At 45.1% G+C, this 16,483-nt stretch carries 6 protein-coding genes; all 6 read left to right on the forward strand.

All coding sequences use genetic code 11. The features are described 5' to 3' along the window. Positions 1 to 35: 35 nt before the first annotated feature. The 6 genes from CLHUN_RS01380 to CLHUN_RS01405 all read left to right on the forward strand — a co-directional run bounded on the left by CLHUN_RS01380 (position 36) and on the right by CLHUN_RS01405 (position 16,460). Positions 36 to 3,278, forward strand: coding sequence for a fibronectin type III domain-containing protein (locus CLHUN_RS01380; RefSeq protein ID WP_080062775.1), 3,243 nt, complete (start codon positions 36 to 38; stop codon positions 3,276 to 3,278). Positions 3,279 to 3,328: 50 nt separating this feature from the next. Further along, complete coding sequence (locus tag CLHUN_RS01385) at positions 3,329 to 4,288, forward strand: hypothetical protein (protein ID WP_080062776.1); 960 nt, start codon at positions 3,329 to 3,331, stop codon at positions 4,286 to 4,288. Between the two features lie 17 nt (positions 4,289 to 4,305). Further along, positions 4,306 to 5,232, forward strand: a complete 927-nt coding sequence (locus CLHUN_RS01390; protein ID WP_080062777.1) for a hypothetical protein — start codon at positions 4,306 to 4,308, stop codon at positions 5,230 to 5,232. A gap of 63 nt (positions 5,233 to 5,295) precedes the next feature. After that, a complete protein-coding gene (locus CLHUN_RS01395) occupies positions 5,296 to 15,435 on the forward strand; it encodes an RHS repeat-associated core domain-containing protein (protein WP_080062778.1) in 10,140 nt (3,379 codons plus the stop codon). Positions 15,436 to 15,443: 8 nt separating this feature from the next. Beyond that, the gene (locus CLHUN_RS01400; RefSeq protein WP_080062779.1) at positions 15,444 to 15,971 is read left to right on the forward strand and encodes a hypothetical protein; all 528 of its coding nucleotides are present in this window, start codon (positions 15,444 to 15,446) and stop codon (positions 15,969 to 15,971) included. A 138-nt stretch (positions 15,972 to 16,109) separates the two neighbouring features. After that, positions 16,110 to 16,460, forward strand: coding sequence for an RHS repeat protein (locus tag CLHUN_RS01405; protein ID WP_165755619.1), 351 nt, complete (start codon positions 16,110 to 16,112; stop codon positions 16,458 to 16,460). Positions 16,461 to 16,483 lie beyond the last annotated feature (23 nt).

Consider the following 16,483-nt stretch of genomic DNA (forward strand, 5'->3'; position numbering starts at 1 on the left):
TTTATTCTTTGTTTTTTAGAGGGAGGCAGCCTGTGATGAGAAAAATCTTTAAAGCAATTACTTTTTTCCTTATATTGGTACTAATGTCCAATATGTATATTTCCTTTGATGAGAAATCTGTTTTAAATACTATTCAATATGGAGAAAAGGTAAGTGCTCAGTCAAATAAATGCTATTACGATAAATATACGGTTGAATATTCACCTTGGAGCGAGGAGGTTTATACATACAAACATTGGGTGATTTCATCATTAGGGCTTAATTGGGGTTTTACACTTCATACGGGATGGGCAGTCTGGGATGGAAGCCAGTATGTAAACAACTCACCGAAACAATACAATCTTACAGTATATTACGACCAATATAACGATCCGCTGTATGCCCGCAGAATACAGGTAATTTATACAGGTAACTACAATAACATGATGATGTGGGACATGCATGAATATTCAAGGTCAAGAAGTGAGAGAAAAGGAAGTCTTGTTGCCGCCAATATAATAGCGGTGGAGGGGACATATCCTGATAATGGAAAAGCCCCGGACGGGTATTGGTATGTTAAAAAGGGTACAAACGAAATTCCGGAATTATCGGCATACTACCCAATTCAAAATCAGACGTTAAGTAATGAAGATACAAGTATTATTCCTTATATGACAGTTTCAGACAAGTTCGGAGACACACTGACCTGCAAGTACTACATAGACTCGGTTGAAAAAGAGTCAAAGCAGATATCCAATACGGCAACTCCCCAAACAGTGAATTTTAGTGCAATAGATACCGAGGGCCTGTCTGACGGAGTCCACACGGTCACATTCGAAGTGATCGACGGTATGTCCGACCCGGTAATAAAGACTGTAAGCATTATAGTTGATAAAACCCCGCCGGTGCTTGTGGCTGTGAGCTTTACAGCAAATGACTCAGATATAACCATTTCCGGCAGTGCCACTGACAGCGCCACTGATGCCGGAGCATTGCTGTATAGATATACTGCCGGGAGCACTGTCTCCGGCTGGGTAAATAACTCATCATATAGCATAGAAGCCTTATCCCCGGATACTGAGTATTCCTGCAAGCTTGAAGTAAAAGACCAGGCAGGCCATGTGGCGTCAAAAGAGCAGAAGGTAAGAACCAAAGCCCAAACGCCTATAATTAATACAGGCAGTATAAACAAGGACTCCATAGAGCTGCGGTTTAATGACAGGAATCCGGAAACTGTGAAATACCAGCTTATGGAGGGCTCCCGCTATGTAAATGAGAGCGGGGAATTTACTGCTTATCCGGTTTGGCTGACTGCTGCGGACAAGAAGATAGTTGTCAGAGGGTTGGAGCCAAACAAAGGGTATAGCTTCAAGGCCAAAGCCAGGAACAGCGAGGGCCTTGAAACGGAGCTATCTACCCCACAGGCCGTAACAACCACAGCCCAGGCGCCCGGGACAATCAGCCCGGAAAAGGGAATTAATTTTATAAAGCTTTCCTGGGAGGCAACAGCAGGAGCCACAGGCTATGAGGTGGAAGCAGACGGAAGGACAATAAATACGGGAACGGAAACCTATTACCTGCACGAAGGCCTGGAGCCTGAAACCACGCACATATACAGGGTGAGAATAATAAACGCTGGAGGAAGCAGTGAATGGAGCTCCTATACAAACTGCACCACTTTGCCCGAGCCTCCTGAAACGCCTGAGATAAAAGAGACAAACACAGCCCGGACTGCCGTTACAATAGCCTGGGATGCGGTGGACAAAGCAGAGAGCTATGAAATAGAGGCAGACGGAGTAATAATAGCAGTTGGGGCAGTCACTGAATATACCCACGAAGCTTTGCAGCCCGATACGGTGCATACATACAGGATAAGAGCTGTAAATGCAGGGGGAAGCAGCCAGTGGAGCAATGCGACTGAGGCAAGAACCCTTCCCGAGCCGCCGGATATACCTGCGGGTTTGGCAGGGAACCCCGCAAGAACAGAGATAACACTCACCTGGAATAGGGCGGCGAGAGCCGAAGGGTATGAAATAGAGGCTGACGGAACCAGAATAAGGCTTGAGAACATAACGGAATACCTGCACAAGGAACTTACGGCAAACAGCACGCATACATACAGGCTAAGGGCCTGGAACAGGGGAGGCAGCGGCGAGTGGAGCGAGCCTCTGACAGTAACCACCTGGCCCGATTTACCGGTTGCCCCTGAAAATATAATAGCCACGGCGGAAAAGGATTCCATAACCCTGACCTGGTACAACGTGGAATGGGCGGAGAGCTATGATGTACAGATTGACGGTAAAACCACGGAAAATGTTAAAGGAAATACCTACACAGGAAAAAATCTTGTACCCGGTTCAAAGCACGTATATAAGCTCCGGGCAAAAAATATAGGCGGAAGCAGTCCGTGGAGCAAAGCCATTGAGCTGTCCACCCTGCCCCAGGAGGACGAAAGTCCTTCAGCACCGGAGACTGCCGTGCTCTCGGACATAGTGGCGGTAGTGACAAACAAGACGATACAGATAGCCTGGCAGGCGGTGGAAACTGACGCACAATATGAAATAGAGGTTGACGGAACCGTATATGACAACGGAAAGGAAACTGCATATAACCACCTGGGGCTTAAACCCTCAACCTTTCACACCTACAGGGTGAGAACCGGTGATAAAAACGGGAAAGGACAGTGGTGTGCAATACTGTCTCTGTCAACTCTGCCGAACCCTCCGGATGCACCCAAAAACATAAATATGGCTGTAACCAATACTCAGATTGAACTCAGATGGGACAGGGAAGAGGGAACCAGCTATGACGTGGAAGTGGACGGAAAAATTGTGGATGCAGGCGGAGCAGCGGAATATATAGACGAAAACCTTGCTCCCGGGACTTCGCACACCTACAGGGTAAGGGGAAGGAATATGTCAGGCGTGACAGCCTGGAGTGATTCCGTAATAAAGAGTACCACAAGCCCGTCCTATGTTCTTTCGTGTACCAAAGGGCAGAGCTTTGACTTTGCATTGCTGGCAGCAAATGTAAAGGATTTTTCCGGCCTGAAGTTTGTAGTGGAATATAACCCGGAGGAACTTGAAATACAGGATGTATGCGATATTACCACAGTGAAGGAAACCACTTCGGGAAGAATAGCCGGTACAAACCTGACTGTGACAATAACCACGGGAAGAATAGAGTTTACGGTAAATGAAAGTATTCCCGCCGGAAGCACCTGGTCAGGTGAAATATCAACGGTGGTATTCAAGTCAAAAGCCACAGGAAAGGCTTACATTGACTACAATATAGAATAGTTGACAAGTGCAGCTTTACCAAATGCAGCAACTGAGGGGGGACCTTTTTAATGAATTCAAAAACCAGACAGTACAAATTTAAATTTATAGCTTTAATATTGGCGGCGGTTGTTTTAATAACTTCCGTACCGCTTGCATTCTGGGGCTTTGGGAAAAAAGATGCAAATGCAATGAATTCTGCAAGCCAGGAGGATAAAAGGATTGCAACCGAAATATCCAACGAGACCGGCTTCAGCGTAGAGGAGGTTTTCAACTACAAAATTGCCGGCCGCTCCTGGAGCCAGGTGCTGGACATATTGAGGACAACCTCCCGCCTGACCGACGCAGGAGGGAAAAGCGACAAGAACAGCGTCTTGCTGAGCAACGGCTTGGACGATGAGTTTATATCCAAACTGAAAAAGGAGGGCTTTTCCCAGCAGCAGATAATAGATGCAAAAATGCTGGCAGAAAGAGTAGCCTTACAGCTTCAGGACATAGCCTCCTATAATGCCCGGACACAGGCAAAGCCGGCGGAAGCGCCAGGTGCAGACAATAATGAGAGCAATAAGGATAAAATTGAAGCTTATGCCGAACTGGCAAAAAAAATAGATTATAAAAATGCCATATACTTTATGCTAAAGCTGAAAAGTGACTTTGGAAGCTATGAGAGCGCACTTGACGAATATTTGTGTTCCTTGCAGCTTGAGCTGGATATGGAGGAATACATAAAAGACAAGAAGGCTTACCTGGATAAAAAAGAGGATAAGAGCCTGCTTTTAAATGGGAAGGAAATAATAACTCTCCGGAAAATTGAAGAAAAAAATATAGAAATCCTTCAGAAGGATAATATGGAAGTCCAGAGTGAAATATTCCCGTCCCTGGATAAGAAGGCCGGTGAACAACATGCTGCACAGGACAGCCGCAATCCATTGCCTGATGTTCCGCAGGCGGACGCCGGGGCTGTAAAACCCAAAAATCCCACTGCCGAAGTAATGGATGAAATAAACAAAATAAATCCGGTTGGGAAGTAAATACAAGGAGAGCTAACATGAAAAAATTGCGAAATTCAAAAATACTGGTGTTTATTATTATAGCTGCCCTACTGCTGCAAGCCGGGTATATTGGCTATTCCATGCTGGGAGAGAACCTGTTCGGCGGCAAAACCCCCATTTCAGAAAATGCTGCTCCGGATGCAAGAAACCAGATTTCAAATGAAGCCGGGGCCTCGGGAGTCGATAAAGCTTCTGGAGGTTACAGCAACTTGAAGGATGAAACAACTATAGAGATATCTCCCGACATACTGGCATTAATAAAAAAAGCTGACCCTGATAATTATTCAAAAAATATCGAAAATTATAAAACACTTTTAAAACAGTTGAATGTACATATAACCTTTAAAAATGAGATGGAAAGACTTGTGATAAGCAATTATAAGCTTCCCGACATACTTACAGCCTACGCCTTTCTCAATGACTGCTATGGCAGGATGACAGATATTGAGCCGCTGGTTAAGGCCAGGTCGGAAGGCGGGAAATGGCCTGATATTTTTAAAGAATACAACGTAAAAAATCCGGAATTTGTACCCAGTAATTTTGATTCGGAATATCTGGAAAAATTGCTTCAAAACCCCGGATTGGATCAGGATGCGGTAATGATAGCGGACAGAATCAGTCAAAAAGCCAAGGTTAAATTTGCAGAGGTCATAAATAAAAAGCTTGAGGGTTCCACATGGAGATTCATAAATGCACAATATGGAATTGTGAACGGACAGGAAAGCTCCCCTCATTTGTCTGTTACGGGAGACCAACTGGTTAAATATGCAAATAAATGGAAGCTCACGGAAAAACAGGTGATTGAAGGCATGACTATGGCAAACAAGCTTGGGAAAACCGAGGACTATATTCTTTCTCTTGTTAAGCAGGGTCAGACTAAAGAAGAAATTTATTCCTTTGCATACCAGGAAAAGTATTATTAATAAAAATATCCGGACTTTTTTCATATGGAAAAATAGGCAGTCCATTAATGAGGGGGCTTGAATTTGAAAGCAAAGACTTTATATAGAGTATTAACCGTATCAACCATACTTGCAGCCACTTTAACATTATTTTCCCAGGCAATATTTGCCGCAACCCTTGAAGAACAGCTGAACAATCTCACAGGGCCAAAGCAGCAGTACAATACAATGCTTTCTCCCGCGTATTTGAGAAATAACACCTCAGAGGAAGCCATAAGCCCGCAAAGCGGTGATATATCCCTGGCTCAGACGGATTATGTCCTTCCCGGAGTCAATGGGCTGGATTTGGAAATAAAGAGAATATATAAAAGCGGCTCGGCAAATGTAAGGGAAATGAAAGCCGAATATATAAACGGAGTATGGGTTGACCAGGTTTATTCCGACAACACCACCAGCTCTTTTTATGAGGACAGGTACAATCTGGGAATAGGCATGAGATTTTCTTTTCCGGCCATGGAAATAAGGAAGAACCAGGACGGCACCAGCTATAAGTTCCTGCATACCGAGGCGGGAGATGTCTACAGGCTCAATGAGTCGGTTACTGATGACGGTGTTAAGGCATATATGCCGGATAATCAGACAATTAAGGACGTGGTAATAAACGAGACCGGTGAATTCAGCAACGGGCAGGCTGACGGCACCTCCTGTTATGTCATGTCAAATAAAACCGGCAAAAAGACATATTTTGCTGAAGATGGCAGAGTTCTCGGTATTGTGGACAGGTACGGCAGCAAAATAACCTTTGAATACCTTACAAATACATACACGGTTGACGGAACCTCAAAAACCCGGAAATTGATTTCCAAAATAACAGATACAGTCGGAAGGGAGGTTTCCATAGAGTACAAGCAGGATCAGAGCTTTACTGTGGGTCCTGTACAAAACAATACCTATACTGCCAATGACAGCTACAAGGCATCACAGAACCCAAATACCACCGATTCGGGAGATTTGAAGGAGAAATTTCAGGTGGTAATAAACCTTCCCAATGGTCAGAAAATAATATATGACAAATCTGCAGTGCTGGTGAGCAGTTCAAAGCACGTTCTCAGAACCAGACTACAGAGGGTTTATGACATAGATGGGAAACCGAAATATCATTTCTGGTACGATCAGCCTGAACTGGGCTTTACCTATACAAACGGCACAAGCTATTCGGCATATAACAGGTATGAAAACCTTACACAGATAGATTACTGCAAGACCAACAGGCTGGAGCGCTTCACCTACAGCTCCTATGCAAGGCAGCTTTCTGAAAAGGGCAGCATGCAGTACCGCAAGGTGTTCGAGAAAAAGGAGCTGGAGAAAACAGGTTTTGACTCCTCAAAGACCGGCTTTCTGGATGCCTTTATTTGCACTGTAAAGGACAGGGATACCTATAAATATACAAATGAAGCCGACGGCTTTGGCTACAGCGGCTACGACTCAGACAATGATCAATATCTTGAGAATACCTACCGGTACTACACGGAAAAGACCGACTTTAAAAATACCGTAACCCAATATACCTTTAACGGAATCCATGAGCAGGTCAATACAGAGGAGCTGGGAGCTGACCACAGAAGTGTATCGGTAACGGAATATGATGAAATGAAATTTCCTATGAAAGTTGAGAAAAACGTTACCAGCATGGAAAATGGGCAGGTAAAGGGACAGCCCGTGAAAAGGCTTGAAAATTTCAGATATGACATGTATGGAAATATGACCAGCTATACCGGGCCTGTTGCCCAGCGTGACGAAAAGGGCTATCCGGTTAACGATGAAAATACGGTCAATTACACCTATGACTATGACAAATACCATGTTCTGAGCTCCAAAACCTGGAGCCAGAGCAAGGGCGTAAAATCCCAGATAATATATACAGTTGATGACAGGGGAAATGTAATAAAGGAGCAGAGGGTACATTCCAATGACAAAACCCAATGGCTTGTAACTGATTTTGAATATGACAGCTACGGAAACATGACCCGGAAAACAGTACACTCCCAGGGCAAGGATTTTATTACGAATTATGAGTATGGCGTGGATGCGGACGGTGTTGACCAGAAGGGGGCATACCTCACCCGGCAATACAGCGTTGTAGAGGGGACTGGGGTTTCCAAAAGCTTTGCATACGATTTCCACACCGGGAACCTGAAGGCGGAGCTTGACGGGAATTCCAACAGGTCAAGCTATGAATACGATGCCTTGAGCCGTATCCAAAAAATAACCTATCCCGACAAAACTGTAAAGCAGTATACCTATAACGATTACAACAATAAGAACAGTGAAATTGAATATATTGATCCCTCTGGAACCAGGTTCAGGTATGAATACGACATATCCGGGCTTCAGGTGGAGTACGGCGTGTTCAATCAGGGTTCATGGAAGCTGCTCCTTAAGGATGAATATGATTACCGGGGCAACAAGCTGAAGGAACTTGACGCCAACGGCAACAGTGCCAGGTTTGAATACGACAGTCAAAACCTGCTGATAAAAAAGGAATACTATGAGCAGGATACTGCCAAAAAAGAAGCTCTTACACTGGATTATACCTATGGACCGGATGCAAAGACCTATATGCTGGCGGTTATTACAGACGAAGACGGCTATGACAGGCGGCTCTATTATGATGCCTTGAACAGGCTTATCAGATCCGAGGCTACTGCCGACAAGGAAAATTACCACGCCTCTGCCTATGTATATAACCTTGCCGGCGGCCTGGAAAGCGAAACGGATGCCAGGGGGAACACCACAAGCTATACTTATGATGATCTGGGCAGACTGACAAAGAAAAAGGATGCCCTGAATAATGAAACCCTTTACACCCACAACAGCCTGGACAAGGTTGAAGCAAAGGAGGAGCCGGGCGGCAGGATAGTTTCCTACAAATATGACACTGCGGGCAGGACAGTTGAAGAAAGGGTATTTGAAAAGACTGCTCCTGAAAATTATACCTATAAAAGCTATACCTATGACAATAACAGCAATGTGCTGTCAATTGAGCAGGGCAGGTCCCAGAGCGGAAAGGCGGAGGTCTCAGCCTTCGTTGAATATGTCTATGATTCCATGGACAGGCCTGTGGAGCAGTGGGGAAAAATTGATGAGGCCAGGAAGGCGCATGTCAGATATACTTATGATGTCAGGGGCAATAAAGAGAGTGTGACCGAATATATTGATGAAGCCGGAACCAGCACAATCAGGCAGCTTTTTGACTATGACTTCGGTGACAGGGTTATACGGGAAGAGGCTGTAATGAATGTGGGCCCGGAGGAAAAGGGTCACTATATCAGAAGGTACGGCTATGATATGGCCGGAAACAAAACCCTGGAGGAGATATTCAACGGTACAGGCTATGACGGCACAACCATAAAGTACGATTATAGGAACAGACCGGTGGAGAAAAAGGAACCCTTTGAGACCGGCAAATACAAGACCACAAAATATTCCTACGACAAAAGAGGAAATCTGGCTTCTGAAAGCCTTGCCGTTTCAGGCGGGGAGAGAACCAGCCAGTACAGGTATGACGGTATCGGAAAGCTTGTTGTAAAAATCGACCCAATGGGGGATATAAGCAAATATTCCTATGACCAAAACGGAAATCTTGTGAAGGAGGCAGATCCCAGGTATTCCTCACAGGCCTTTGACACTGCACCGGGCATTGAGTATGAATATGATGCCCTGAACAGACTGGTAAGGACGTCCGTATATGACGGAGGCACCAGGACTGTAACAGGCTATAAGGAATACGACGGGCGGGGAAATGTCATTAAGACCACTGACGGAGAGGGCTATAACCGGGAGAACCCTTCGGCCTCCTATGGAGAGCTATCCCAATATGACTACAACAATAATGTCATATTGCACACCTCTGCCCAGACGGCATATGACAATGAAAAGCAGGGAAAAAACAACTATTCAAAAAAGTATACCTATGACGGTTCGGGCAGAATGCTCACCGAGACGGATGCCTATGGAAATACTACCGGATATGCGTATTACCTCAGCGGACTTCTGAAGCAGACAACCTATGCTGACGGAGCCACAGAGAGCTTTGAATACGACCTGACGGGAAAGCAGCTTTCTGTCAAAACAGATAAGGCGGGCAACAAGACAATTGCATATTCTAATCTGTTTGGGAAGCCCTACGGAGTGGAATACCCGGATGCTGCAGTTGAAAACATGGAATATTCCCCAAGGGGAGAGCTGGTAAAAAGCGTTGATAAGGCAGGAAATGCCCATTATTTTACATACAATCCCGGGGGAAATCTCACAGACACAAAGGAATATGTGGGTTCGGATGTTTCCTTTGACTATTACAGGCATCTGGTTACAGATTATGATGAGACAGGCAGGGCCACAAGTACCGAGACCTTCGAATACAAAACGGCAAAGGGAACTCTGAACCAGGGACAGGACAGATCCTCCGGTGACAGGGTAACGTATGCCTATGATAAAAACGGAAAAATAATACGGACAGAGGGTCCTGACGGACGTGAAACCATTAATGAATATGACAAAACAGGAAATTTGCTTGTTAAAAAGCAAAAAATAGATGAAGAGGCCTATGAGATAACCAGGTATAAATATGATATGCAGTCACGGCTGACAGAAGAGTCCTTGCTGGTGGATACCTCCGATTTGGAGCCAAATTCCATGAGGAATGTTGAGTTTGACACTGAATATTCTTCAAGGGTAAAGGCCAAGACCGGCTATACCTACTACAAAAACGGGCAGTTGAAAACCCGGCAGGATGCAAACGGGAATTCCAGTATTGTGGAATACAATCTTGACAGGCAGCCCATAAGGAAAACAGACGCGCCAGGCAACTCTGTCACCTATATTTATGACCTGAGGGGCAGCCTTTTGGAGGAAAGGAATGCCAAAGGCATATCCACCTTTTATGACTATGACGCAATGAACAGGCTCATAAGAAAGAAGGCTCCGGCTGCCGGAGAGGGCACCGCAACCACAAGATATATCTATGATGTTATGGGAAATCTGAAAAAGCAGATAGAACCCAACAGCTATGAGGCCGCAAAAGATACTCCCGAGCTGGCTGAAACCATGGAAGGCAGGGCATATACCTACGACAGCATGAGCAGGCTGCTTACCACACTGCTGCCCGGAGGAAGCATAGTTGAATACCTGAAATATGACGCCCTTGGAAATGTTGTAAAAAGAGTTGACGGGCTCAGGTTCAACGGCAGTATTGAGACCTCTCCCGGTACGGTATACCGGTACAACGCCGCCGGGAAGCTCATAAAAACCACTGATGCGCTGGGCAGCAGCAAAAGCTATGAGTATGATATCCTTGGCAATCTCACAAGGGCGACCGACCAGAGGAATAACTCCACGGCCTATACCTACAATGCGGATGGGACTCTCTCCGGCGTACACTATGCCGATGGCGGGGAAATTGCATATACCTATGACCTTCTGGGGAGAATGCTGTCCCAGAGGAATCAGCTTGGAAACATCACAAAATACGGCTATAACAGCTTCGGAGGCAAGAAGTCTGAAACGGATGCCTATGGCTATTCACTGGAATACAGGACCGACCTGAAGGGAAATGTGGTTACAGCCAAGGATAAGGCGGGGAGCATTACCTATGTAACCTATGATGTGCTGGACAGACCCGTAAGGAAGAGAATACCCCTGGAAAAGGACGGCAGCGGAAATATACAGTATGCCGTTGAAAGCTATACCTATGACCAGCTGGGAAATATATTGACTAAAACCTATACCGGCACAAAGGACAAGCTGTCCTCAAGAACCGAAAGCTATACATATTATGACAACGGCCTCACAAATACCGTATCAAATACGGGAGGCGCTTTTGCCAGAAGCCATTACGACAAGAATGGAAATGTTATAAAAACCGAAAGCCTAAGGGCGGAAGGCGTATATGACATACGGAAATTTGAGTATGATGCCCTGAACAGGCTGTTAAAGGACATCCGGCTGGCAGATGCAGAGGATATATACGAGGCTTCAAGGCTGCCAAATATTGAGGCTTTAAAGGATCCGGAATATGCAGATAAGCTCAGGCTTGTCACCCAGTATGAATACGATATGCTGGGGAATAAAATCAAGGTATACAGCCCACAGGCCTTTGCTTTCGGTGAAGAGGATATTGCCGGCATGGCCGCCTATACCACCGCATATGCCTATGATGCCTTAAGCAGGCTGGAAAGGGTGTCCTGGCAGCAGGAGGGCAGAGAGGTGTCCACCCGCTACAGCTATGACAGAGCAGGAAACAGGATAGCTGAGACAGACGGGAGGGGCTTTACGGCAAAGAGCACCTATGACGCCCTAAACAGACTGGAGACCCTGACGGACCCCGAGGGAAATACTATGACCTATACCTATGACCTGGCAGGGAACAAGCTTTCGGAGAAAAATGCAAAGGGCGATACCGTGTCCTATGCCTATGACAGGCTGAACAGGCTGAAAACCGTCACCGACGCCTATGACCGGGTGGTAAGCGGCAGGGTATACGATGCAAACGGCAATGTGACAAAGGAGACAGATGCACAAGGGTACAGCTCAGGCGGTGACGATACGGCAAGATACGGCACCGTATATACCTATGACCTGGCAGGACGGCTGACCTCAAAGACCACACCGGAGGCCGCTGCCCAGGGAAAAACAAGTGCAAAATATGAATACAATCAATACGGAGAATTGACAAGGCAGACAGATGCCCTTGGAAACTCCACCGCATACGAATACAATACAGGAGGGTATCTGGCAAAGGTGACGGATGCCCTGGGAGCAGCGGTAAAATACGGCTATGACAAGCTGGGAAACAAGCTGTCCATGACTGACGGAAGGGGCAAGCTTACCCGCTATGCCTATACGGCTCTTGGAGCCTTGAAGAGTGTTACAAATGCAGAGAATAAGGCTCAAACCTACAGGTATGACCTGGGTGGAAACCTGGCCTTGATAACCGACAAAAATGGAAACAATACGGTATATACCTATGACAGCACAGGAAACCTGCTGGAAAGAAGAGTAAAGGAAACTGGGGACCGCATAGGCTATACCTACGACGAAGCAGGAAACCGCACCTCCATGACGGATGACAGCGGCAAGAGCACCTACAGCTATGACAAAAACGGCAGGCTCCTTGAGATAAGGAAGGGAGCGGCTGTACAGCTGAGCTATGAGTACGACCGGGCAGGAAATATATCCAGGGTGACCGATTTAAAGGGCAGAGCAGTCAGCTACAGCTATGACAGGTCCAACCGTCTGGAAACAGTTGCCTCCAATGGAAAGACGACTTCCTATGCCTATGATGAAAACGGCAGGAGGACAGCCGTAGCCTATTCAGGCGGGGTCACAGAGGTCTACTCCTATGACAGGGACAATCAGCTGGTAAGGCTAGTGAACAAAAAGCCCAACGGTGCAGTGCTGTCGGAGTACAGCTACACATATGATTTGGCAGGAAGACAGACCGCCAAAACAGACAGCTTCGGAACCACGGAATACACCTATGACAAGGCGGGAAGGGTGCTCAGGGCAGCAGCCCCGGGAAAGCTGACGGTATATGCCTACGACAGTGCCGGAAACAGGGTGTCCCAGAACGAAACCTATACCTCCCAGCAGACAAGCGGCTATGTTGACGGGGGAACGGGAAAAGACATACAATATATATTAAAGAAAAGCGACTATGCCTATTCCTCAGCAAACCTTCTACTGAGACTGACTGAAAGGCTGCTGGACTCAGAGGGCAGGGAGCTGGCACGAAAGCTGACCAAGTATGCATATGACGACAACGGAAACCAGCTCAGGCAAAGCGTGAGCCATATACTGCCCGACAGCACCAAGCTGCGCCCCTCCACCAAGGGAACAGCTTACGGTGACGAGCTGGAAGGCGAGATAGACAGCCTCATAGAAAAGACCAGCTATACCTACGACGGCTTTAACAGGCTGACAGACACGGAAACCATAAAGGCCGGAGAGAGAACTGCGGCGGAATACACCTATGACGGTGACGACCTGAGAGTGAGCAAGACAGTAAGGAAATCCGGCAGCGGCTACAAGGCAGAAGTGACAAACTACCTTTACGACAGGCAGAATGTAATACTGGAAACTGATGCAGAGGGCAGCACAAGAGCCAGTTATGTAAAGGGAATAAACTACATATCAAAAACAGATGGAACAGGCAAGGACAGCTACTACCTTTTCAACGGCCACGGAGATGTGGTGCAGACAGTGGATGCGGCAGGAAACACCCAGAACCAGTACGAATATGACATATGGGGAAATCCTGTGCTGACAATAGAGGCTTCTGAAAACGCCATCCGCTACGCAGGGGAATTCCTGGATTCCGAAACAGGACTCTATTATCTCAGAGCAAGATTCTATGCCCCCTACCTGGGACGCTTTACCACAGAGGACAGCTATTGGGGCGAGGATGAAAACCCCCTCAGTTTGAACCTGTACACCTATTGTGCCAACGACCCGGTAAGGTATGTGGACCCAAGCGGGCATGTGTGGATGTACAATGCGGGAGGAAGGCTTCAGGATATAGAGCAAAAAGACGTTAGCGGTGCAACACAGGTAGGCTATTCTTTAGCCAAAGATGTGACAATGTATAATTCAGGAGGACTTTCCTCCCAGGTAGCTGTTAACGACATCAGCAGAGCGGAGCAGGTGGGCTTTGTACTTCCCCAGCTTATATATAACAGCACAGACACGGTAAATGTCAGCTCCGGGGTGGTTATAAACTACTCAAACATTCAGAACATGAACATAGCTGCAAACGCACAAGTGTTTGTAGAAAACAGAGGCTTTATAGATACCCTGTTTTCTGATAAAGGAAGCAGCATGACGCTGGACAACTACGGGAAGGTAAGGGCTGTCAATATTGCAGAACGTGCTGTAGCAAATATATTTAACTATAACCAGGAAAAAGACCCTGAAACCAATGAGTACATAAAGAGCATTGAGGTAATAACGGGAGGCTTGAAAAGCAGCATCAACCTGTTTAATTATGGCGGTGTGGGGGAGATACATACCGGGGATTACAGCGAAAATCTAGTTTATAATGAAAATGAAGAAGCATATGTAAATTGGCTGGAAACAGGGTTAGGCAATAGTTCTTCCACTGATCAGGGTACAAGGTATTACTCAGGACGGGGTAGTATTAAAGTTATTAGTGATTTGGATAAACTTAAAGCCAATCTGTATAAGTTGGGCTATATTAATGTTTATAAAGACTATGCTTCTGCTCGGAATCAATTTTTAAAAGATTATTTAGATAATGGGCACTCTTTAGATGCTGATTTTAAAAGGATGGGTAGCGGAGATCATTATAGTTCATTACTGAATTGGACTAATAAAGCTTTAGCTGGAAAATATACGCATACAACAGCTGGGAGGAATAAAGGGAATGCAAATGATTTTGTAAATGGTTTTATAGAACACTTTACAGATAAAGTTGATGCCGCTAAAAAGTATTATTCAGAATTATTCTCTAATCCTTTAGAAAAAACTATTGAAGTGTATACTGACCCACGAACAATTGCTAAAATGAATCCAAGTACAGATATGCTATTACAAGCATATGATATGGGAATAATTGCATACAGTGACTATAAACTACTGTTATCTGGAGATAAACAAGCACTTTTAAAAAGGGCAGGAGATGCATCTGGAGAATTATTAGAAATCATTGCACTTAGTTTAGTACTTAAAAAATTTGGTACTTCTGAGGGAGCGGGTAAGGTTGTTGAGGGAGGGACAGGATTCTTATCAAAACCTGCTACAAGTAATGGTACGCTAAACATTGGTGCAGGCTCAAAGCCTATTTCGGGTGCTTATAATATTGATATCAATCCTTCAGCAACTGGTGTTTACGCAGGGGATGCCGCAAACTTAAGTGGAATTGTTTCAGGAAGTCAAAGTAGGATTGTTATACAGAATCCATATAACTTTAATGCGCTAAATTCAGAAATAAGCCGTGTCTTAAAAAAAGGTGGAACCATTGAGATATCAGGTGGTATGTCTAATAAATGGTTTAATAGCATTTACAAAATGAGCGAATCAGAATTAAACTCTTTGGGATATTCAACAGTATCGAGAGGCCAGGCTACCAGTGCTGGAACAGGCTTTACAATACAAGGAGAGGCAATTAAAAGTAATATTATGGAGATTGTACTTAAAAAAATAAAGTAGGTGAGATTATGAAATGTATAATTGATTTAACTAATGCTCATTTTGATAGAATTGATTTTACTGAAGCTAGAATTATAGATTTTTACTGCAGACAAATTCTACCAAGTGAATTTGATTTTACGGTTTGGGGAGCCACTCTTTTGTTAGGTTCTAATTGGAATCATGACAAGAATTTTTTGCTGGGCTATGAAGAAGATATGTATGTTTCGGGTATAGGAACTGTAAAAATGAATGGAGTTGTTAGCGGCAATATTGAGGTATATGCATATGATAATATTAAAGACAAACAAAACAGATCAATTTTTGTAAAAAATCAAAATGGTTCCGAACTGACTTATAAGAAACATTGGGGGAAGCAAGAATTTGATGATATGTCAAAAGAATACATATGGGAATGCGTTATTACTTGGCCGTACGGATTTTGTAACTTAAAAATTAATTGCAAGGGAAGTGTATTCTTTGAATTTGATGTAAAGAATTTAGTTACAGTAAAAGATTACTTAAAAAATCCAAAGTTATATACGTTCCAAGAATGATAATTATTATAATAGAGTTTGAGAAGAGTATATTGCTTAACATACCACCTACCTGTTACATTAAGGGATATTTTGACTATCTAAGTCTAATCTTTACACCGCCGGCATTGTCTGCGGTTATGCTTTAGTAGGGGGCACTTGCCACCACTTGCTTATGACCTGGCAGGACGGCTGACCTCAAGGACCACACCGGAGGCAGCAGCCCAGGGAAAAACAAGTGCGAAATATGAATACAATCAATACGGAGAAATGACAAAGCAGACAGATGCCCTTGGAAACTCCACTACATATGAATACAGTGCGGGAGGGTATCTGGCAAAGGTGACGGATGCTCTGGGAGCAGCGGTAAAATACAGCTATGACAAGCTGGGAAACAAGCTGTCCGTGACCGACGGAAGGGGAAAGCTTACACCGCTATGCCTATACGGCCCTCGGAGGCTTGAAGAGTGTTACAAATGCAGAGAACAAGGCTCAGACCTACAGGTATGACCTGGAAGGAAACCTGGCCTTAA

Origin of the sequence: Ruminiclostridium hungatei, assembly GCF_002051585.1 — a bacterium.
In the GTDB taxonomy this organism is placed as follows: domain Bacteria; phylum Bacillota; class Clostridia; order Acetivibrionales; family DSM-1351; genus Ruminiclostridium; species Ruminiclostridium hungatei.

What these genes read in the sequence shown, in the direction of transcription:
- CLHUN_RS01380 (WP_080062775.1), top strand. Translation starts at nt 36, where the DNA reads ATGAGAAAAATCTTTAAAGCAATTACTTTTTTCCTTATATTGGTACTA.
- CLHUN_RS01385 (WP_080062776.1), top strand. Translation starts at nt 3,329, where the DNA reads ATGAATTCAAAAACCAGACAGTACAAATTTAAATTTATAGCTTTAATA.
- CLHUN_RS01390 (WP_080062777.1), top strand. Translation starts at nt 4,306, where the DNA reads ATGAAAAAATTGCGAAATTCAAAAATACTGGTGTTTATTATTATAGCT.
- CLHUN_RS01400 (WP_080062779.1), top strand. Translation starts at nt 15,444, where the DNA reads ATGAAATGTATAATTGATTTAACTAATGCTCATTTTGATAGAATTGAT.